The organism is Bacillus sp. JJ783 (assembly GCF_036963225.1).
In the GTDB taxonomy this organism is placed as follows: Bacteria; Bacillota; Bacilli; order Bacillales; family Bacillaceae_G; genus Bacillus_A; species Bacillus_A cereus_U.
Genome location: NZ_JBALMG010000041.1, coordinates 45,038 through 68,732, shown reverse-complemented (window position 1 = coordinate 68,732; position 23,695 = coordinate 45,038). Strand labels below are relative to the sequence as shown.

Here is a 23,695-nt window from a genome sequence, read left to right as displayed (position 1 = left end):
ATTATTAGCCCGCACCAATTGGGCGTTTACGGGCAGTAAGTACTCTATCCCCTACTTCTAAAAAAATTTTCAAGTAGGGAATAACCTTATAACTGGAGGTTTCTCATTTTGATTGAAGTATATATCGATGGTGCATCAAAAGGAAATCCTGGACCTTCTGGTGCCGGGGTTTTTATTAAAGGGGTACAGCCACCTGTACAATTGTCATTACCACTTGGGACAATGTCAAACCATGAAGCAGAATACCACGCTTTACTTGCAGCATTAAAGTATTGCGCAGCGCATAATTATAGCATTGTATCTTTTCGTACAGATTCCCAACTTGTTGAGCGGGCTGTTGAAAAAGAATACGCAAAAAATAAAATGTTTGCACCGCTTCTAGAAGAAGCACTACAGTACATAAAAAATTTCGATCTCTTTTTTATTAAATGGATTCCAAGTAGTCAAAATAAAGTCGCTGATGAATTAGCTAGAAAAGCTATTTCACAAAATTAACGGGGGTATGAGTGTGAAAAAAGGTTGGATTGCTCCTCTCGCATTATTATTTGTCTCTTTTATTTGGGGAGCTACGTTTGTTGTCGTTCAAAATGCTATGTCTTTTGTTGGACCATTTACTTTTAATGCTATTCGCTTTTTATTCGCTGGAATTATTTTATTATTCGTTCAAATTATTTTCTCTCAAAAAACTTCAAAACAAGATATAAAACATAGCAGTCTTGCTGGGCTAATTGTTGGTTTTTTCTTATGTGTTGGGTATTTATTACAGACATTCGGTTTACTCTATACAACCTCTTCAAAAGCCGGTTTCTTAACAGGACTTAGTATCATTATGGTCCCAATCTTGTCTTTTATCTTTTTAAAACAGCGGGCTACAATTTTCATCGTACTTGGTATTGCTGTAGCAACAGCAGGTTTATATTTATTAACCGCTGGTGATTCTTTTCAATTAAACATTGGAGATATACTCGTTCTCGGTTGCGCAGTCGCTTTCGCTGCCCATATTCTTGTTAACGGTTTCTTTTCTAAGAAAATATCACCTTTATTACTAAGCACTTCTCAAGTATTAGCTGTCGGTATATTTTCTTCTATTTGCGCTTTTTTATTTGAAGATTGGGAAAAATTATTTTCAGTATCACTATGGACAAATCATTCCTTTTTATTCGCTCTATTTCTAACTTCCCTGTTTGCGACATCAATTGCCTTTTTCATTCAAACATCTGCACAAAAACACACTTCTCCAACGAGAGTAGCCATTATTTTCGCAATGGAGCCTGTTTTTGCAGCATTAACAGGCGTTCTAGTAGTAAATGAACAGCTTTCTATTTCTGCTATTATTGGGTGTCTATGTATTTTCCTAGGTATGATTTTTGTTGAATTACCTTCAAAAACAAAAAAAGAAGCGTGGGCTGCGTGAAGTTACGCTTGTAACTTCCGCATAAAAGCCTTAGCGCTTTTTTTATCTGTAATCTCTTCTTCTTTCAATCGTTCTAATAACGCAACAAAATAACTGCCATCAAACTGTAACTGATGTTTAATCGTCGCTTCTATTGCTACGTTCACAATCCCATCAGATGCACCAGTATATCCTTGTCCAAACATAATAAATCCTTGTGCTTCCTCTGATAATTTAAATCCTTTCGTATGTAAGAATGAAAGATAATCTTCTACTGTTTGCATGATATTCCCACCTACTCAAAAATTCTCCACTTCCTATCATACATGTTTTTACATGCTATGAGAATGAAATTTCTTTGACAACTTTGTAAAGCAATCGTCTACTTCGTTAACAATGGAGGATTTCCTTACAACATGAAGGAATATGTACAGTGGCACTTATTTTATATTAAAGGGGAGACACGATGAAACAAGCACTATTAATTATCGATGCTCAGCAAGAACTTATTGATGGAAATGAACAAGAAAATGAAGTTTTTCGTAAAACTGAGCTATTAGCTACACTAAATACAGCTGTACAGAAAGCAATTGATTCAAATGCCCTTATTGTTTTCGTAAGAGATACCGATGTTGCTTCTGGTAGCGGCGTGGGCTTTGAGGTACATAATCAAATTCAAGTACCTCAGTCTGCAATCCTTATTAATAAAGCGGCAACGAATTCATTCTATGGCACTTCTTTACTTGAACTTTTAAAAGAAGAAAAAATGAATCATCTCGTTATAGGTGGATGTAAAACAGAACATTGTATTGACACTGCCGTTAGAACAGCAACTGTACAAGGCTTTGACGTTACATTAATTAAAAATGGTCATTCCACAACTGATTCTAACGTATTAACTGCACAGCAAATTATCGAACATCATAATAAAACTTTACACGGTCATTATAATGTTGATCATTTTTCCGTTGTTAGAGATGTCGAGGAAGATATCTTTCAACCAATTCATGACCAATATCGCGACTAAATTAACGATAAAAAAGAATCCTTTTCACGAAGGGATTCTTTTTTATCCAAAAATTTGTGCTGCAATGCTATATAACTCATTATTCCTTTTTAATAATTGATTGCTCTTTTTTATCATAATTGGCGGCATATCCACCTTTCGAAAACCAGAATTCTCTAATCCTTTCATAAAATTCACTTTCCCTTCCGGTACATCTATTCTTAATTTACCTTTATGCCCTTTTGCTAAATAATGTACCATTCTCATTGCCATCGCATCATTTTTACCAACAACTGGTCCTATTATTTTATTTTCTGGCGTTTGTATACTTATACCATATCCTAATACATTTTGTTTTGTATCCTTTATAACGATACATTGTTCACTTTGTATAATTCGATACTTTAAAAACTCTTCTCTATTTGTTCCAAATGCATCTTCGTCTATTTGTATTATTTCTTCTAAATCACATTCTTCATAATTCACAATATGCTCTTCATTTCCTACACAATGATAATTCGCATTGTACGAGTTACATATGTATTTAGAAACATAACTAACAGCTCTAAATCCTAGTTTTTTATATAAAGGCTTCCCCTCATCCGTAGCAATAAGCATAATTGGAGTTTGAGTTGATACGCTTTTAACGCATGAATCCGTTATTATCTTTCCAATCCCTCTCCCTTTATAATCTGGATGTACAATTACCATTCCGATAGACGCTAATGTCTCCCCGTATAATATAATTGCCGCGCTAGCAATAAGCTCTTCCTTCGCATTTACCACACCATATACTATACCCGTATTCAAAATCGTCTCAATTTCTTCCCTGTTATAATCCCATCCAATATAAGAAGATAATGCAACAATATCCTCTATTTTTTCTTTCCTAAGACGCTCCACCCTAATTTCCAATTCAATCATTCTCCCTCTCCTTATCTAGACATTTAAATCATTATTACCAAATCAACTTGTACATGTTTCCCTTTATCTGTCACACACATATCCTATTTTGACCAAGACTATAATGTAAATGAGGTGACAACATGCCCATTACGAATCGATTTTCTACCACCACTAACGGCGCACTCGCTATTACAGGAAACACTTTAGGCTTAAGTAAAATTAGTAACCAAAACCGTGCTGGTACAATCGGGGCAATTGGTGCATTCGTAACTACGAATACTGCTTTACAAGTAACTACTTTTCCTGCTGGTACAACGTTAAACTATACACAAAATAGTTCTACCGCTATTTTAAATATCCCTGCTGGCAGTACTATTCTTTACGCAGAACTCGTTTGGGGCGGAAACTATTTATCTCGTGATCAAAACATTACGAGTGTATTAGGAAACCCGGTTTCTTTCACAACACCTGTGTCAACATACTCAATTACCCCTTCGGCTGTTACAGCTTCAAATCAAACTTTCGTTTCTGGATCTGTCACATTTGGATTTTATACACGATCAGCAGATGTAACCTCACTCGTTCAAGCTGCTGGATCTGGATCTTATACAACCGGTTCTGTCCCTGGACTTGTTGATCCTTTAGATGCTTCTAACGGGGCTATCAATTCTTCTGGATGGACGCTCATTGTCGCTTATCAAAACGGTTCCTTACCCGCAAGAAATTTAACAATTTACGTAGCGGGTAACCGTGTTTCTGTAGAAACTGGTAGTGCAGATGTATCTGTCTCAGGTTTTTTAACACCTGCCGGGGGACCTGTAAGCGGGAGATTATTTATAAGTTCTACTGAAGGGGATGCTGATTTAACTGGGGATCAAGCATTATTTGGACCAAATTTCAGTTCATTAAATGCTTTATCCGGGCCAAATAACGCTGTTAATAATTTCTTTGGTTCTCAAATTAATAATGCTGCAGGAAACTTAGATACAACAGGTACATTTGGAACGCGAAATCAAAGCGCTTCTACAAGTACAAACATCTCCGCTGGTAGACAAGGCTGGGACATTACTTCTATTGATATCTCTCCTTATTTAACAAATTCCCAAGTCTCCGCCGCAATCCGTTTAACAACTAACGGCGATGCATATATGTTGAATACAGTTGGCTTACAAATTAATATAAATTCACCTAATATACAAGCAACGAAAAGCGTGAATAAAAGTGTTGCTGCAATTGGGGATGTTCTTACTTATACAGTTACTGTCCCTAACACTGGGCTTCTTCCCGCAAATAACGTTACTTTTATAGACATTCTCCCTAACGGCACTTCCTTTATACCTGGAAGCGTAACGATAGATAACGTACCACAAACAAACGCAAATCCTATCGCCGGTATATCCTTAGGGACAATTAATAATAATGCTTCTCGTACAATAACTTTCCAAGCGACTGTCGTTTCTCTTCCAAGCCAAAACCCTATCTCTAACACCGCTACTATTACATTTCAATATACACCAATTGCTGGGGGAACGACTTTTAACGGTATTGCAACAAGCAACTCTGCCGGAACACAAATTAACCTCGCAGATATTAATGGAACAAAATCAGTTAACAAACTCTTTACCGATATTGGCGAAACGTTAACTTACAGTATTTCCCTAGCTAATGTAGGAAATATTGCGGCAACGAACGTTATATATACGGATCCGATTCCAAGCGGGACTACTTTTATTCCAGGGAGTGTCACTGTTAACGGCGTTACTCAAGCTGGAGTGAATCCCGCAAACGGTATATCAGTTGGAACCATCGCTGCAAATTCTACCGCTACTATTGCATTTCAAGTAACTGTCCCGACTATCCCTCAAACAAACCCAATATTAAATAGTGGTACGACAACTTACCAATACGTTCCTATCCCAAACCAACCAGTAGTAAATGGATCTGATACGACCAATACCGTATCTACTCAAGTCAATAATGCTACTGTAACTATGGCGAAAGCAGTGGATAAAAACTTTGCTGATATTGGCGATACACTGACCTATACAGTTTCCTTTGTAGGTACAGGTAATACGACTGCTAACAATGTTATTTTTACGGATATCATTCCCACTGGCACTACTTTTGTCTTAAACAGTTTAACAATAGATGGCACGACACAAGTTGGAGCAAATCCCGCTAATGGTGTGAACATAGGATCCATCCCAACTGGCACTACCAAAAATATTTCATTTCAAGTAGTAGTTAACACAATACCCGCGTCAAATGTCGTATCTAACGGATCAAGCGCTTCTTATCAATACACCGTCAACCCTAGCCAATCACCCGTTACAAAAAACATTTCTTCCAATCTCGTTTCCACTCAAATTAACAATGCGAATTTAACATTAACAAAATCTACAAACAAACAATTTGCCACAATTGGCGAAACTATAAGTTATACAATCCTTATTACAAACAGCGGAAATACGGCGGCTAATAACGTTCAACTAACAGATCCACTTCCAAACGGAACGATATTGACTCTAGGTTCTGTAACTCTTAATGGCGTTTTGCAAAATGTAGATTCTCTCGTTGCCTTACCTATCGGCACAATTCCTGGCGGAGCTACTTTCACCTTATCCTTCCAAGTAACAGTCATTAACATTACTGCACAAAACCCTATCATTAATAACGCTTTCGCCTCTTATATTTACACTGTAAATCCAAGCCTGCCACCGACTTCAAAAACAGCAAATTCTAATTCTGTTACATCAACAATTAGACTAGCAAATCTTCATGCTATTAAATCTGTAGATAAAACATTTGCGGAAGTTGGAGATGTATTAACTTACACCTTTGCTCTTACAAACGACGGAAACGTTGCAGCGAACAATGTATTACTATCGGATTCCATTGCGAATGGTACTTCCTTTGTGCCAAACAGTGTTACGATTAACAGTGTTACTCAGCCGGGCATTACACCAGCTAGCATCAATATTGGCAGTATCAACGCTGGCACTACCATTACAGCTTCATTCCAAGTATTAATAACTAGTATTCCAAATCCTAACCCTATTTCAAATAGCGCTTCCATTTCCTATAACTTTATCGTTGATCCAAACGCTTCCCCTGTAAGTGCAAACACAACTTCAACCACTACATTTACTCAAGTAAATGATGCAAATGTCATTTCGGCAAAAACAGTGGATCGAGCGTTCGCTACCGTTGGGGATATATTAACTTATACCGTTATTTTAACGAATGCAGGAAGTGTTTCTGCTGATAGTCCAACTTTCGTAGATACAAATCCCGATGGCACTATCTTTATCCCAAACACTTTCCTTATTAATAGTGTACTCCAAAATAACGCAGATCCAAATATCGGTGTTCCGTTACCTTCCATTCCTGCTAACGGCTCACTTACCGTCTCTTATCAAGTAACTATCACCTCTTTACCAACACAAAATCCAACAATAAATTCATCTAGTACACAGTATAGCTTTATTCTAAATCCGGGCGATCCACCATCTATAGAAACATCTTTAAGTAACACTGTAAGTACACAAATTAACTTAGCAAATGTAGTTATTGTCAAAGAGGTAGATTTAACTATCGCCGATGTCGGGCAACCAATCACATATACAATTTCCTTAGCTAATCTTGGCAATACTACAGCAAATACTGTTGTTGTTACCGACATACTGCCTGCTGGAACTACTCTCGTACCAAATAGTATTTTTATAGGTGGTGCTTTACAGCTAGGAGCAGATCCAAGTGCCGGTCTTCAAGTTGGTACAATTCCAGCAGGCGGAATTACAACAATTGTCTTCCAAATTAGTGCAAATGGGATACCTTCACCAAATCCAATCCAAAATAGCGCTTCAATTCAATATAGCTTTATCGCTGATCCAAGTTTACCTGCTCTTGTTAGAAACGCTACTAGCAATATAGTAACTACACAAATTAATACTGCTACTATCGTAGCGAATAAATTAACAAGTACAAACTTTGCTGATGTCGGTGATAGCATTACGTATGCAACTGTACTAACAAATAACGGAAATATTCCGGCTACTAATGTTATTTTTACGGATGTCATTCCAAGTGGTACACTTTTCATTCCAGATAGTGTAGCAATTGATAATGTGCCTGTAGCTAATGTTAATCCAGCAAACGGCATCTCCATCGGTACAATTGGAGCAAACTCCTCACGTACTGTTTCCTTTCAAGTGAATGTACCAGCTATTCCATCCATTAATCCCATTACTAATCAATCAGGTACTACATTCCAATACACGTACGATCCATCAAAACCAGCCGTAATGCAAATGACTTCTTCTAACACTGTACAGACAACAATTAATAATGCTACGGTTGCCGCTACAAAATCTGCAGATAAACAGTTTGCTAACGTAAATGATATTATTACGTACACGACTACCTTAACGAATAGTGGGAACACACTTGCATCAACTGTAATATTTACAGATGTAATTCCAAACGGGACATCGTTTATTCCTAATAGTGTAACAGTAAATGGGAATACACTCCCTAATGTAAATCCAGCAAACGGAATTGCAATTGATCCAATCAATCCGAATGCAAATACTATAATCTCGTTTCAAATAAAAGTGAATTCCATCCCTAATCCAAATCCAATCCCGAACCAAAGTAATACAACGTACCAATATATCGTAAGCCCTAACTTACCTCCAGCATCCGCCAATGCGTTAAGCAACTTAATAACAACGCAAATTAACAATGCTACGATCATCGCTACTAAGTCAGTGAATACACCGACAGCTGCAATTGGAGATATCGTCACCTATACGATTGCAGTTACAAATACAGGAAATACTCCTGCTAGTGCTACAGTTTTAACAGATGGACTTGGTGCGGGTGCATCCTTCATCCCGGATTCCGTTACGATAAATAACGTTTCACAACCTGGGTTAGATCCTTCACTAGGAATTCCGTTAAACGATATTCCACCAGCAAATACTATATTCATTACATTCCAAGTAAAAATACTCGCAATTCCCCCTAGTGGTGCTTTAACGAATAATGCCCTTGTAAATTATGAGTATACAGTTAATCCAAACCAGTCACCTGCTGTTGGTAGCACTGTAACAAACACGACCGCTACTCCGATTGTTGATGCTACTTTAGTTTTAAATAAAAATGCGAGTACAACTTTCGCTACGATTGGTGATACGATTACATTCACCTCATCTGTTACAAACACAGGAAATACAACTGCGAACAACATTGTTTTTACAGATTCGATTCCAAATGGTACTGCCTTTGTCCAAAATAGCTTTAAGATAAATGGTGTAACCGTCCCGAATGCAAATCCACAAAACGGTATCAATATTGGTAACATGAATTCAAATGCATCGGTTACACTCAGTTTTCAAGTAAACATTACAACGATTCCAAACCCTAATCCAATTCCTAACAAATCATCGCTTCAATATAGTTTTATTGTAGATATAAATGAACCACCTGTTTCACGAACAGTTCAATCCAATAAAACTTTTACACAAGTAAATACTGCTTCCGTTATCGCAACAAAAACTGCTAGCAGTGATTTTGCTGCTGTTGGCGATACCATTACGTATACAACTACTCTCACTAATAGCGGAAATACTACTGCAAACACACCTGTTTTTATCGATATATTACCACCTGAACTTTCATTCGTGCCTGATAGCGTACAAATTAACACCATCCCACAACTTGGATTTAGGCCAGATAGCGGGATTTCTTTAGACTCAATTCCAGTTGAAGGAACGACAACAATTAGCTTTCAAGCTATCGTTGGCTCAATACCAGCTATAAATCCAACGTTGAACCAATCTAGCACAACATACTCTATCATTGTTGACCCTACCCAGCCGCCGGTGACAGAAACAGCTACAAGTAATCCAACTTTAGTTCAAATTAACGAAGCAATTATTCAAGCAACGAAAAGTGTGGATCGTCTCTTTTCTGACGTCGCTCCTGGAAATTCATTTTTAACGTATACTGTTTTATTAGAAAATATAGGAAACACGACTGCTACTAATATCATTTTTACGGATCCGATTCCAAATAATACAGTATTTATAGAAGATAGCGTTCGAGTAGGTGGAGTATTATTACCTGGGGTAAATCCAGCGAATGGGATACCAATTGGGGATATTATCGCAGAGGATTTTATAAACGTCACCTTCCGCGTGCAAGTAGTTAGCATTCCAAATCCAATTTTTACAATCGGACCCGGCGGACCAAACTCACCAGTTGTAAACGGTGCTTCTATTAATTATCAATTTATAAAAGGGCCGAATTTACCACTTGTTTCAAGAAGTACGACATCCAATCCTGCTTCGACACAAATAAATTCCGGGGAAATTGTGGCCGTTAAATCTGTAGATAAAACTTTCGCAACGATTGGAGATACAATTTCTTATACAATTTCATTAAGTAATCCAGGAAATGTCACTTCACAAAATATAATTTTCACGGATACTTTACCTGACGGAACGACATTTATATCCGGAACTCTTACAAGTGATTCTGGTACACAGCAAATAGGCAACCCAGCGAGCGGGATTCAGATTGGAAATATAAACCCAGGTGGTACGGTTACTATTACGATAAACGTACTTGTGACAAACATTCCAAGTATAAATCCAATCTCTAATTCTAGTTCTATACAATTTCAGCATATTGTCGATCCAAGTCAACCCGCTATAACACAAACAGCTTCATCTAATACCGTTACTACGACAATAAATAGCGCAATATTAACTACAACAAAAAGTGTTGATAAATCTATTATTTCTGTTGGTGATACAGTTACGTATACAACTACTATTACGAATACAGGAAATACACCAGCTACAAATGTAACATTTACAAGCGCTATTCCGGCTAGCACTACATTTATACCCAATTCGTTCACAATAAATGGTATCCAGCAACTTGGCGCACAACCAGCACTTGGAGTAAATATACCAAATATCGCACCTGGCGAAACAGTAACTGTTACTTTTCAAGTAAATGTTATTTCTGTTCCTCCTTCAAATTCGATTATGGGTAATGACACAATTTTATATTCTTATACTGTTGATCCAAACGGAACTCCTGTTACAACTTCTACTTCAACTAATATCGTTACAAACCCTGTACTTGACGCTATGATAACGATGGTAAAATCAGTCGATCAAACACTTGTAACACTTGGTGATACCATTACCTATACGACCGTTTTAACGAATAGTGGTAATACAAATGCAACTAACATTACTTTCACTGATCTTATACCAGATGGTACAACGTTTATTACTGATAGCGTTACAATAGATGGCATCACGCAAATTGGTCTTAATCCTAATACAGGTATAACGATTGGAGCAATTGCTCCTAACAACTCAATATCTATAGCATTTCAAGTGACCGCTACTTCTACACCTGTTCAAAATCCTATTGCCAATTCCGCTAGTGCTTCTTACACATTTATCGCTGATCCAAATGCCCCTATTGTTTCAAGAAGTACTACTTCAAACACCGTGTTTACTACCATTAATACAGCTTCAATTCTTTCATCAAAGCAAGTCGATAAATCCTTTAGCCGCATCGGAGACACTCTCACTTACACTGTCAATTTAACAAACAATGGAAATTCATCTGCACAAAATGTTATATTCACAGACACTCCACCAAATGGAACTACTTTTATTGCAAATACATTTTCTATTAACGGTGTTCCTCAAATGGGCGCAAATCCTGCGAATGGTGTAGATATCGGACTTATAACAGCTGGGACTACAGTAACTGTTTCATTTCAAGTGACCATAACCTCATTACCAACTGAAAACCCAATTGTAAACTTCTCATCGACATCGTACCAATTAGTCTCACCACCTGATGTGGAAACTTCAATTAGTAATCCTGTTTCGACTCAAATTAAAGAAGCAATATTATCTATGACGAAAAATGAAAGTGTATCCTATGCAGATATCGGGCAAATTGCTTTTTACACTACTTCTATTGCGAATTTGGGTAATACCGATGCTACTAACATTGTATTCACAGATGTATTACCATCTGGGCTTACATTTATCCCGAGCACATTAACTGTCGATGGCATTTTACAACCTGATGCGAATCCAAATACAGGGGTAGTACTTGCAACACTTCCACCAACTGAAATATATAGTATCGTCTTTCAAGTTATAGTTAACAGTATTTCACCTATAAATCCAGCATCGAATACAGCATCAACGGCGTATGAGTTTACCGTTGATCCAGGTAACCCGCCGGTATCGAATACAGCTAGCTCCAACACTACACTTCTTCAAATAAACAACGCAAATATTATTAGCACAAAAACAGCAAATCTTACTTTTGCGGATGTTGGTGATACAATAACATTTACACTTAACCTTCCTAATACAGGGAATGTGGCTGCAACTGATGTAACCATTATTGATATTCTTGATAGCAATTTAACTTTCGTTCCGAATAGTTTCACAGTTAATGGGCAAACCATTCCAAACACTAATTTATCTACTGGTGTAAATATTGGTTCAATTAGTGGTGGTAATGCGGCAATCGTTACATTCCAAGCAACTGTTACTACACTTCCAACACTTAATCCAATTTCTAATTCCGCTTCTACCACATATCATTATGTCGTTGATCCTATCCAACCACCTATTACAACTTCCAATCAATCTAATACAACGACAACACAAATTAATAGCGCCATCCTTACTGCACAAAAAAATTCAAATGTGTCAACGGTAGATATCGGGCAGGATATTGTCTACACCGTTACAATTACAAATAGCGGAAATGTTAGTGCAACTAACGTTATTTTTACCGACCTTATTCCAGACGGAACTTCCTTTGAACCGAATAGTTTTACACTTAACGGAACTAGCATCCCAAATGCAAACATAATTACAGGTGTTCCAATTGGTGATATCGCGCCAAACCAATCTGTCATCGTAGCATTTCATATTAATGCAAATGGAATTCCGCCTATAAATCCAATTACCAATCAAGCTAGCGTTAGTTTTCAACATATCGTTAATCCAGCTAATCCTCCAGTTTCAAAAAACATTACTTCTAATAGCGTTTCAACACAAATTGAAAGTGCTATTTTAAACACTATTAAAATAGGAGATAAAGCATTTGCAACTATTGGTGATACAATTACGTATACAACGACTATTACGAATACAGGAAATATTCCTGCTAACAACGTTATTTTCTCAGACCCTTTACCGACATGGACACAATTTGTTGCAGGATCAGTTATTGTTGATGGTACTCCATTACCATCCGCTTCTATTATTGACGGTGTTGGCATAAATACAATAACTCCAAATCAAATCGTAACAATCGTATTCCAAGTTCAAATTGTAAGCAATCCAACAACTTTCACACCTGAACTCCAAAACTTAGGATTTGTTAACTTCCAATATAACGTAGGCAATTCATTACAGGCTCAACCTGGTAATGTGGAAACAAATGTGTTCGTTACTTCTATTAATTCAGCAATACTTTCGGCCGTAAAAACTGCTAATACAGCCTTTGCAAACATCGGAGATACAATCACTTATACTGTGCTTATTCAAAATAACGGAAATACAAACGCTACGAATTTAAATTTCTCAGACATTATTCCAGCTGGAACGACTTTTGTTGAAAATAGTTTTTCTGTAAATGGAAGTACCATTCCAGGGGCAAATCCAAATAACGGAGTTAATATTGGAACCGTTAACGCAGACAGTTCATTAACTGTTACTTTCCAAGTCATAGTTACATCTACTCCACCTTCAAACCCAATTACAAACGTTGCATCTATTCAATACGCATTCATTGTTGATCCGACTGCCCCTCCTATTACAGGCACAATAAGTTCTAATAGCGCTTCAACACAAATTAATAACGCTACTGTTACAACTGTTTTAGAAGCAAATCGAACAATTGTATCTATCGGAGATGTAATTACGTATACAGCAACATTAACGAATACCGGAAACTTCCCTGCAAATTCTGTATTACTCATTAACGGAGTTCCTGTAGGTGCAGTATTCGTTCCAAATAGTGTTACGTTAAATGGAATTCCGCTTCCAGATGCAAGTCCAACTCTCGGTATTCCAGTTGGTATTATCGCACCAGGTGATTCTGCTACTATTACGTTCCAATTTCTTGCTAGTTCTATTCCACCGCAAGGGGCGATTATAAATCAAGCCATTACAAGTTACACGTATATTGTCGATCCGAGTCAACCTCCAGTTACAGCAACATCCTCATCTAATACGGTGAATACAGCTGTCGTTGATGCATCGTTATCCGCAACTAAAAATACAGATTCTCTCGTACAATCTACAAACGGTACAATCACTTACACAGTAGTCGTTCGAAATAACGGAAATACAACTACAAATACAGTTATTTTAACAGATTTGGTCCCAGAAGGAACTGCATTTATTCCTAATAGCGTGACCATTAATACCGTTTCCGTTCCAGGCGCCGATCCAAACGTAGGAATACCATTAAACGCCATTGCGCCATCAGAAATCGTCACCGTCACATTCCAAGTTATCGTTCAATTCATTCCAAGTGTGAATCCAATTTCTAATACAGCCCGTATTGACTATACTTTTATCGCCGATCCAACTACTCCAATTATCTCTCGAACAATTATGTCTAATCCAGCTTTCACACAAATTTCAGATGCGACTATCCTTTCTTTAAAAGCAGTCAATGTACAACAAGCAACAACGGGCGATATTTTGACCTACACGATCACATTAGAAAATAACGGAAATATCTCAGCAACTAATCTCTCATTTTTAGATTCTACTCCAGATGGTACTACATTCGTAGAAAATAGTTTTACACTTAACGGAACCGCTATACCTGGTGCCAATCCAAATGTAGGTGTTACTTTGCCTAACCTAGCAGCAAACGCTACTCACCTTATTTCGTTCCAAATTCTTATTAACGATCCATTCTCGCAAGAATCGATTACAAATCAATCCAATACAACATATACAATTCAACCAGACCCAGGGCAACCGCCTATTACTGAAACATCTACAAGTAATATCGTCATTACAAATTTCGTGCAAGCACAATTGACAATTACAAAAACATCCAATCCAATAACTGTAGATATTGGTGGAACTATACTTTATATTTCTGAAGTGAAAAATATCGGCAATGTTGACGCAATAAATATTATTTTCACAGATTCTATTCCAGCTGGGACTACATTCGTTCCCGATAGTGTCACAATTAACGGTGTCCTTCAGCCGGATGTAAATCCAGAAAACGGAATACCGATTGAAACGATTCCATCAAACAGTTCCAAAACGATACTATTTCAAGTGCAAACAAATAATCCACCTACTGAAACCGAAATTGTAAATCAATCATCTGCAAATTACCAATATGTAAGTATCCCTACAGCCCTACCAGTGAATCGCTCTGCAAATTCTAACGTTGTTACAACATCGCTTCAAAACGCAAATATTATTTCTGTTAAAAGTGCTGATGTAACTTTCATATCAATCGGGCAAAATATTACCTATACAAATACACTACAAAATATAGGAACCGTTCCAGCTAACAATACTGTGTTCATTGATAACATTCCAGAAGGTACTATATTCATTGAAGATAGCTTATCAATAAATAATGTGATTCAGCCTGGCGCGAATCCTGAAAACGGAGTAACTCTCGGCACGATACAACCAAATGAAACAGTCACTATTTCATTCCAAGTACAACTTACAAGTATACCGTCCGGCAATACCGTCATTAATATTTCAGACACTTCGTATGAATACCAAATTGACCCTAGTTCTCCAATTATTCAGCGTAGATCGTTATCAAATGCAGTAAACACTGAAGTGCGGACGGCAAATGTTAGTGCAATTAAATCCGCCAATAGATCCATTACACGCATCGGTCAAATCATCACATATACAGTCGCAGTTACAAACTCTGGTACAGTACCTATTACAAATACTCTCCTAATTGACGCAATTGCAGCTGGGACCACATTCGTTCCAAATAGCATCCTTGTGGATGGCATACCAAGACCTGACGAAAATCCAATTACCGGAATCGCCCTTGATATAATTCTTCCAAATAATACGATTATTGTTACGTTCCAAGTAAATGTAGTCTCTATACCTTCACAAAATAATATTAATAATATCGCTGTCATTCACTATGAATATCAACCGGAACCAAGCGCACCACCAATTTCAGAAACGATTTCTTCCAATAGTACAAATATACAATTTATTGATGCTATTCTTATCGCTACAAAATCCGCTAATAAAGTATTAGCTAATATTGATGAAACTATTGAATATACAGTATTAATTCAAAATAACGGATCTACTACAACTAACTCCATCTTTTTTACAGATACTATAGAGGATGGAACAATATTTATTCCAGGAAGTGTAATAGTTAACAATACGGTACTTCCTGCAGCAGATCCAAATATCGGATTTTCCATTCCTAACATTGCGTCAGGGCAATCGACTACAATAACATTCCAAGTTTCCGTTACGAATTTGCCAGCTGTAAATCCAACACCTAATACTGCAAACATCGTCTACGACTTTATTTTCAACCCTGACTTTGCACCAATTCAAAAATCTACTACTTCCAATACTACTTTCGTTCAAATTAATGATGCTGATATCGTTTCACTTAAAACTGTTGATTTGACTTCTGTAACAATTGGTGACATTTTAACTTATACAACAACTTTAACAAATACAGGGAATACGGATGCTACTGCTGTTGTATTTACAGACAATATTCCTGATGGAACAACCTTTATAGACGGTAGCGTTTTAGTAAATAATATTCCTCAGCTTAACGCCAATCCAAGTGCCGGTATACTTGTAGGAACGATTGCTCCTGACATTTCTATCCCAGTCACATTTTCTGTTACCGTGGTAGCTCTTCCAGCTAGCGGTCACATTCAAAATCAATCAACTTCTCGTTATACAATAAATGGTGAAGAAAAAATATCGACTAGTAATATTACCTTCACTGAAGTTATTTCTGCTAATGTAATTGCGACAAAAACAACGCCAATCCAATACGCTGACCTACAAACTATCATCCCTTATACAATTTCCATCATAAATAACGGAAATATACAAGTGGCAAACATTATTGTTACAGATATCATTCCAGCAAATACGAGCTTTATAGAGAATAGTGTTATTGTGAATGGCAACGCTCGTCCAAATGACAACCCACTTAGCGGTATACAAATTGATAACATTCCGCCTAATACGACAGCAACTATTCTATTCCAAGTACGGGTTACTTCGATTCCGCAAATAAATCCAATCTCTAACACGAGTACAATTGAATATGAATACACGTTACCGAATCGACCGCCTATTACCGAAACTATTATTTCAGCAGCTGCCGTAACAGAAATTAATCACGCAAATTTGACTAGTAACAAAGCTGTTGACCTTGCATTTGCAACGGTCGGTGATACGTTAACGTATACGATTACACTAAATCAAACTGGTAATGTTTCAGCAAATGATGTAATCATTCAAGATATTATTCCTCAAGGTACGACGTTTATAGAAAATAGCGTCATTGTAAACGGAGAAACTCTTCCGGGAGTTAATCCAATAAGCGGCATACCAATTGGTACTATAATTGTAGGCGAAAGTGCTATCGCTTCATTCCAAGTAACTGTGACTTCTATTCCAACACCAAATGAACTCAACAACCAAGCAATTACTACTTTTAAATATATAGTCAACCCAAATAACTTACCTGTTACAAATACGACTACAACAAATACTGTCACAACAACTGTCCAAAATGATAATGTTGTTGCCATAAAATCTGTTAATGCCACGAATGCATTACCTAGTCAAACTTTAACGTATACAATTACAATTTCTAATAGCGGTAATGTGACGATTGAAGATCTTCTTGCCATAGACACCGTACCAGTAGATACAACCTTCGTTACTAACAGTGTTACAATTAACGGAATCAATCAGCCTAATGCAAATCCCGAAAATGGTATTACATTAGGAAATCTTGCTCCTAATGAATCTGTTATCATTACATTCCAAATAACAATATCTTCTTCGACTCTTCAATCTGCAATCAATAACGATGCTTCTGTTTCCTATACTGTTACCATTGATCCGAATGAACCACCTATTACAATGACCAAACAAACAAATGTCGTCACAACAACAATAGTGGATCCAATGGTTGGTATTGCAAAAATCGCTAACAAATCTATTACTATTACAGGAGATATCATTACATTCACACTAGACGTATTTAATCATTCCCCAATTCCTACAGTAAATACTTCCGTTTTGGATATGATTCCAGCTGGTACAACATTTATAGAAAATAGCGTAACCATTAACGGTACCCAAATCCCAAATATCCGTCCAGACACTGGTATTAATATCGGAGCTTTACCTGCAGATGGAGTAGCAACTATAACATTTAAAGTTCTCGTAACTTCTATCCCTTCAAACAGTACAATTATCAATTCTGCAACAGTTACAGCTGCTTTCCAACTGACGCCACAGGATCCGATTATTACTTTCATCGTTAATTCGAACATTGTTCGCATACCAGTTCAATTTATAACTGCAACTGTGCTTAAAAACGCTTCCGTTAGCTCAGCTTATTTAAACCAATATTTTGATTATACGGTGCATATTACGAATACCTCGGAATTTTCAATTACAAACATTTCTTTACAAGACACCATTCCTGCAGGTTTACGATTTATTGGCAGATCCGTTATAGTTGACGGCATATCACTTCCTTTAGCTGATCCAAATTCCGGATTCCTAGTTGCAACTAACTTTGAACCAAATGAAGTAATTATTGTGTCATTCACAGTACAAGTAATGGATCAGCCGGTAAACAATAAATTTATAAACACCGCTAATATTTCCTTACAACTTCAAACATCTCCTGCCGAACCACCTATAACAATAACAATTGTAAGTAACGAAAACATCGTCTCTTTCCTCCCACCAAATATAGAGCGTGTTTTACCAAACTTAAGTTGCTTCTTTGACGGTGAACGCTTTATACGAATTACTCCTCGGAACATACGAAAATATTTCGGGCCTTGGATTTGGTGGAATTAATTCAAATAAAAGAGATTGTAGTTTGATTTAAACCAAACTACAATCTCTTTTTCATGCCATAGGCTACGCTTTTTTCGTTTGTTGTCTACATTGCACTTGAATATCATGTAATGTATTTCCTGAACTTTCATTTGGTAAATCGCTATTTCCATCGATTTCTATTCCATACTAGCAACCATCAATAAACATAGATTGAAATACATTTGCACCAATCCAACAAGGTGTATTAATATCATCTACACATTCTGTTTTCAAATATATTGCGATTTGAAAATTTNNATTATTAGCACCACTATACGACACATGCCGTTTCTCAATCCGTTCTTCAATTTCTTTCATATTTTCTTTATTACTTAATAGTGATTGTTTATTTTCTATTAATAATTGTTTCAAAGATTTTCTCACTTTTTTTCGCATTGTCAGTTTCCTCCTTAACGATTACAAATAACTTATCAAAGGATGGTTTATTTAAAAGATAAGTTATTATCTGTGTAGACTTATAATAATTGATTGTTGTGAAATCCATTTGAACTTCATATGAAAACTGAGTTTATATTCTGACAACTTTGTGAACAAAAAAAGAAAGATAGATCAAAAATATATTTGATCTATCTTTCCATACCCTTTAAAGCATATTAATCAATATTTCAGGTCTTCCCCAATTCATTTCGCCGCAAACGAATCGTAGTTTTTCTTCGTTCATTGTGTGTAACCCTTCTTCTAACGAACATGAAATTGGAACTTCACAATGAATTTGCGCTAATTGTAAAGAGATATTTAAATTCTCTAAATCACTTTCAATTTTTGTGCGCTGCGCTTTCGTTAATGATGCTATATTTTCTAGTACTGCCGATACTGTGCCGTATTCTTGAATAAGCTTATACGCTGTTTTTTCACCAATACCTTTTACACCTGGATAATTATCACTTGTATCTCCCATGAAAGCTTTCGCATGCACGATTTGCCAAGGTTCTACACCTTTCTCTTCCATGATTTTTTCCGGTGTGTAATACTCGTAATTTCCAATTCCTTTACGAAGAAGCATAACTGTAACATTCGTATCAACAAGTTGAAGTAAATCTGTATCACCTGTCAAAATATAAACTTCCGCTTCATTGCAATATTGTTTTGCAAGCGTACCGATGCAATCATCCGCTTCATAACCTTTCATACCGATTACAGGCATAGATAATTTCGCAGTCATTTCTTGCACTAAATCAAATTGCGGAATTAATTCTTCCGGCGGTGCTGCACGATTTGCTTTATAATTCGAGAAAGATTCCGTTCTAAATGTCGTACTTCCCATATCCCAGCACGTTACAATGTGCGTTGGTTCGATTGCTTGTGTTGCTGTTAATAAATGCTTCATATAACCATGAATCCCATTCGTCGGGGTACCATCTTGTCGTTTCATAAATTGTCCATATACACTTGTTGCGTAAAAAGCACGAAATAATAGTGCCATACCATCAACTAATAATACTTTTTTCATAATTCCTCTCCTACTAACAAAAAATAATAACCTCACGTTATCACGTAAGGTTATATATAGATTACCATTCTACGTTTTTGTTCAACTTTGTCTATTATACATTGTTTTTGTATATTTAGCATCATTAACACATTAAGACATTCTACCGCAACAAGTATGAAGTATTCCTGAATACGTATTTTTACCTGTCGAAACAACTACAGCCTTTGCATTTCCGTCAACAATATACGTACCTTTGAAACATACATTTTCAAGTTCAAGTGGATTATAGTCTTTCATCCGTTTTAATGGAATAAATCGTTTACGTTCAAGATGATAGCAACTTTCAAATTTCTCAATACTAGCATCGTTTCCTGTCAGCATAGATTCATTTACTAATAAATCATTTGCATAAATAATACGTACATCTGCTGGCACTGTATCGCCCTCTGCAAGAAAAATCATATCTCCAGGTACAAGCTCTTGTACTGGTAATTTCATCATTTTTAGTTCACTGTTTAGTCCTGTTACGCTACAGCCAGCTACTCTAGAAACAGTAACTGTTTCACATTGTAATTCATCACGCATATTTTGTTTTGAAAGACCCGGGATCATTCCACTTAGCTTCATCATTACTTCTGCAATACGCGCTCTTTTTGAAGTTAATTCATTTCGGCCGTATACTTGAATACGCTTTTGTGCCTCTTTCATAGATAGTCCGTCTCTTGTTGTTTTAAAATACGCAAATACAGATTTTACATCTCTTGTTGCGATTTCAATTAATAAATCTTTATTTTTTTGAAGCATTGTTTGTTCTTTCATTGCTTTTTTACTTAATTTATACGGAGTGTTACCCACACTTTTATTTACATATAACATATTATCGTCTCCTCCTTTACAACATAGGAAGAAACGCTTTGTTTCTCAATTTATCCACTTCACCGTGAAAGTGTCTAGCGCTTAAATACTCGAATAAACGCTACATTATGATAAATATAAAGGGAGGAACAAGTCGTTTCCTGCCTACATCATATATTTTTGATTTGAAGTATATGGGTAACGGAACCGAGTCAGAATTTGACATGCTCCTCACCTCCTCTTTAATTTTTTAGTTATAATCTATACTATGAAATTACTCATAGCTTGGTAACAAAAAAGACCCTTACTCATAAGAGAGCAAAGGTCATTGCATACACAAATAAGCGATTCCCAATATAATATAATTAGAAATCTACGGACCTCTCCCTCACCGAGTTTTAGCACTGTATAGCATAGGTTCATTACCAGCTACGTTAAGAAAAACCTTAATTCGATCATTCCTGTTGACCCATTGGCGTCTCTCGACATTTTTGGGCAGTAGCATTTCTCTATACAGGAGCCTCACCTAACAGAGACTTATTTTAATTACATAGAAAATGTTACTCCTATTTAAAATAGATGTCAACACTTTGTATGGAAACTTTTCCTTATTACAACAACTATCTCGAGTTCAGTACACTAATACGCATCCTTCTCAGCGTTCGGCTACATAAAGTGAAACTTTAATCAGTGGGGGTTTTGTTCATCCCCCACTGATTATTAGCCTTCACCAATCGGGCTTTTACGGGCAGTTAATCTCCCAACTAACTTCTTTGCTCCAGCTGAATTTTGAGGTGGAAGTTTTACTGCCCTCAAATAGCGAGATAAATTAATTAAGCACATATTGCAAAAAATTAGCACATGAAAAATAAAACCCTTACGTTAAAATGTAAGGGTTTTAATATGTTACACAACCAGCAATTACAATTCCGATGGAAAGTGATAAAAACATAAGGAAAAGACCAACTGCTTGATTATCTTCTTCAAGGCTTTTATTAATATTAAAACGTGGTGTAAGCCATTCTGCTAAATAAAAGACAATAATTTGAGCTAATATCCCAACAGCTCCCCATGAAACCATATCAAGAATTGAAATAGAATTAGCAGCCGTTGAATATAAAACGATAGCAAGACCAAGTAATCTTCCTCCAAGTACATAGCTTACCGCTTTATTCCCTTGAGCCATTAACTTAAATTCCTTAACTTTCGTTGTCACTTCCATAAGAAAAAGACCGATACATAAAAGTGCAAGTGATACCGCTAAATATAGTAAAAAATTAATCATTTATTTTCCTCCTTCTTAATACCTACCGGTAAATAATACGATTCATTTCCCGTAATTTTTTCTCCGGCACGTATACCGATGCTGCTCGCTTTTCCAGCAATTAAAAAAGCCCCAAACACGTACGACAGCTTCTCAATTCCTTTTTCAGTTTCCAAAAATACAACTGGAAGCTCTGTATATTTCTGAAATATAGGAAGTGACGATTTATACGTTTCATGTGCATTTCGAATCATAATATTTGTATCCTTATCACGAATCGTAATCGTGTCACCTTCCCTACCGAACGAAGGTTTTTGAACGAAAGGACTTTTCCCCAAAAATAAATCTGGCTCAAAATATGTAGGAATCATATATTCTTTAATCCACCTTTGTTCCTCACTTGTGTAAAAAGCACCTTCTTCTGCTAATCCCCAAATAAGACATTGAATTGATTTCGGCTGAATTAAAAAGGCCGACAAAGGATTTATAATAAAAAGCTTTCCTTCTTTTACAAGTTGCAAAAGTTCTACTCCCACCAAATCCCCCGTTTCGGGATCTTGATCTTCAATTAAGTCTTCAATTGGATATGTTTGGCGATACAAAACATCAATTGGTACACCATCTCTATCTACTAAAGCATCATCTGTAATTCTAAGTTCTGTCATTGGCATCACTTTATTTTCAACATGACATAGCCCACTCAAATACATAGTCGTATTCCAATCTTCTATATGTTCATGATGAGCTGTGAAAACAACATTTGGATCTTCCATTCCTTTTGTAAACTCCATTACGGCTTTTGTAATACCCGAAGAAAGTAAGCGCTCTTGATTTGCATTTGGATCATCATAGCCTAATTTTTCACAAACTTTTCCATTCATTTGAAAGCATTCCACAATAAAAGTTGGAGTGTCACTATTAAACTCAAGCATTTTAATACGATTATCATCTGTTAAAGCAAAATCAAATCGTGAAATAACAGATTCAGGATACATTCCTTTCAGTCTAATAAAAGGCAAGCTTGCATCTGGAAAACCAAGTTCAAGAAGCTGTTCATTAGATAAATCCCGAAGAAGTCTAGCAGTCTTAAAAAATATTTTCCCCATTCGTTCAGTTGCTAATTGTAATTGTTTCATCGTTTGCTCTGTTATTGGAAAAACATGAAACAAACTATACTCACATTCATATAAATCCGACCAGAAATGCGGATAATTCGAATAAAATCCTTTTCGTTTCTTTATGTATTGCGACATATTTTAACCTCCAAATCCACCTTTTGAACCGCTTCCAATTCCACCTTTAAATTCGGCCGAAGATTGATAAGTTTTAAACGCTGATGAATTTTTGAAAGTGGATTTATTTTGATAGTATTTACCACCATAAAAGTAATGTCCACGATAACCTGAACTACTATCATCACACTGCCAAACACCAAGCTCATCATCCCAATCCCAATCAGAACAACTATTATCATTCGGTTCGGGGGGAATATCTTGCGCACAGCCAAATAAAGTGCCCGTCATTAAAGATGTCAGAACACCACCTACTAGCCATTTCGTTTTTGTCACCTTTGCACTCCCCTTTTTAAATTATATTTCTATTATATAAGATGTCATGATAAAGT

Annotated in this window: 11 protein-coding genes, 2 pseudogenes and 1 riboswitch; of the genes and pseudogenes, 4 read left to right on the top strand and 9 right to left on the bottom strand. The window is 36.4% G+C overall.

What is annotated here, in order from left to right; translation table 11 throughout:
- The first annotated feature begins 108 nt into the window (after nt 1-108).
- Together V7038_RS09500 and V7038_RS09495 are read left to right on the top strand one after the other, a co-directional pair.
- On the top strand, nt 109-495 hold the full coding sequence (locus V7038_RS09500; RefSeq protein ID WP_002149250.1) for a reverse transcriptase-like protein: 387 nt from the start codon (nt 109-111) through the stop codon (nt 493-495).
- Between the two features lie 13 nt (nt 496-508).
- Nucleotides 509-1,414, top strand: a complete 906-nt coding sequence (locus V7038_RS09495) for a DMT family transporter (protein WP_335469952.1) — start codon at nt 509-511, stop codon at nt 1,412-1,414.
- A 2-nt stretch (nt 1,415-1,416) separates the two neighbouring features.
- On the opposite strand, the gene V7038_RS09490 is transcribed toward V7038_RS09495, so the two are convergent.
- The gene (locus V7038_RS09490; protein WP_001195213.1) at nt 1,417-1,677 is read right to left on the bottom strand and encodes a DUF6123 family protein; all 261 of its coding nucleotides are present in this window, start codon (nt 1,675-1,677) and stop codon (nt 1,417-1,419) included.
- A 182-nt stretch (nt 1,678-1,859) separates the two neighbouring features.
- Here V7038_RS09490 and V7038_RS09485 point away from each other — a divergent pair, with 182 nt between their 5' ends.
- Nucleotides 1,860-2,420, top strand: a complete 561-nt coding sequence (locus tag V7038_RS09485) for an isochorismatase family protein (RefSeq protein WP_070169950.1) — start codon at nt 1,860-1,862, stop codon at nt 2,418-2,420.
- Between the two features lie 42 nt (nt 2,421-2,462).
- Here the strand turns inward: V7038_RS09485 and V7038_RS09480 are convergent, their stop codons facing one another.
- Nucleotides 2,463-3,323: a GNAT family N-acetyltransferase gene (locus tag V7038_RS09480; RefSeq protein WP_335469950.1), complete on the bottom strand. Its 861-nt coding sequence runs from the start codon at nt 3,321-3,323 to the stop codon at nt 2,463-2,465.
- 122 nt (nt 3,324-3,445) lie between these two features.
- On the opposite strand from V7038_RS09480, the gene V7038_RS09475 reads away from it, so the two are divergent.
- Complete coding sequence (locus V7038_RS09475) at nt 3,446-18,478, top strand: DUF7507 domain-containing protein (RefSeq protein WP_335469948.1); 15,033 nt, start codon at nt 3,446-3,448, stop codon at nt 18,476-18,478.
- A 66-nt stretch (nt 18,479-18,544) separates the two neighbouring features.
- Here the strand turns inward: V7038_RS09475 and V7038_RS09470 are convergent.
- From V7038_RS09470 to V7038_RS09440, 7 genes and pseudogenes are all read right to left on the bottom strand, one after another.
- Nucleotides 18,545-18,754 (bottom strand): annotated as a pseudogene (locus tag V7038_RS09470) (hypothetical protein); the annotation flags it as partial.
- Between the two features lie 3 nt (nt 18,755-18,757).
- A pseudogene (locus V7038_RS09465) lies at nt 18,758-18,895 on the bottom strand (FbpB family small basic protein); the annotation flags it as partial.
- 208 nt (nt 18,896-19,103) lie between these two features.
- Nucleotides 19,104-19,970 carry a 5'-3' exonuclease gene (locus V7038_RS09460; protein WP_002201102.1) on the bottom strand — a complete coding sequence of 289 codons (867 nt, stop codon included), beginning with the start codon at nt 19,968-19,970 and terminating at the stop codon, nt 19,104-19,106.
- Between the two features lie 132 nt (nt 19,971-20,102).
- On the bottom strand, nt 20,103-20,828 hold the full coding sequence (locus tag V7038_RS09455; protein ID WP_070139030.1) for a cation-transporting P-type ATPase: 726 nt from the start codon (nt 20,826-20,828) through the stop codon (nt 20,103-20,105).
- A gap of 354 nt (nt 20,829-21,182) precedes the next feature.
- Nucleotides 21,183-21,348, bottom strand: a riboswitch (M-box (ykoK) riboswitch).
- A 357-nt stretch (nt 21,349-21,705) separates the two neighbouring features.
- Nucleotides 21,706-22,092, bottom strand: coding sequence for a DUF350 domain-containing protein (locus tag V7038_RS09450; protein WP_002117799.1), 387 nt, complete (start codon nt 22,090-22,092; stop codon nt 21,706-21,708).
- Complete coding sequence (locus tag V7038_RS09445; protein ID WP_070139029.1) at nt 22,089-23,324, bottom strand: glutathionylspermidine synthase family protein; 1,236 nt, start codon at nt 23,322-23,324, stop codon at nt 22,089-22,091. The genes V7038_RS09450 and V7038_RS09445 overlap by 4 nt, the downstream gene beginning before the upstream one ends.
- 3 nt (nt 23,325-23,327) lie before the next feature.
- Nucleotides 23,328-23,639: a hypothetical protein gene (locus tag V7038_RS09440; RefSeq protein WP_002158538.1), complete on the bottom strand. Its 312-nt coding sequence runs from the start codon at nt 23,637-23,639 to the stop codon at nt 23,328-23,330.
- Between the last annotated feature and the right edge of the window lie 56 nt (nt 23,640-23,695).

Coding starts and splice junctions, on each gene's coding strand:
- V7038_RS09490 (WP_001195213.1), bottom strand. CDS start 1,677: ATGCAAACAGTAGAAGATTATCTTTCATTCTTACATACGAAAGGATTT.
- V7038_RS09485 (WP_070169950.1), top strand. CDS start 1,860: ATGAAACAAGCACTATTAATTATCGATGCTCAGCAAGAACTTATTGAT.
- V7038_RS09480 (WP_335469950.1), bottom strand. CDS start 3,323: ATGATTGAATTGGAAATTAGGGTGGAGCGTCTTAGGAAAGAAAAAATA.
- V7038_RS09475 (WP_335469948.1), top strand. CDS start 3,446: ATGCCCATTACGAATCGATTTTCTACCACCACTAACGGCGCACTCGCT.
- V7038_RS09460 (WP_002201102.1), bottom strand. CDS start 19,970: ATGAAAAAAGTATTATTAGTTGATGGTATGGCACTATTATTTCGTGCT.
- V7038_RS09455 (WP_070139030.1), bottom strand. CDS start 20,828: ATGTTATATGTAAATAAAAGTGTGGGTAACACTCCGTATAAATTAAGT.
- V7038_RS09450 (WP_002117799.1), bottom strand. CDS start 22,092: ATGATTAATTTTTTACTATATTTAGCGGTATCACTTGCACTTTTATGT.
- V7038_RS09445 (WP_070139029.1), bottom strand. CDS start 23,324: ATGTCGCAATACATAAAGAAACGAAAAGGATTTTATTCGAATTATCCG.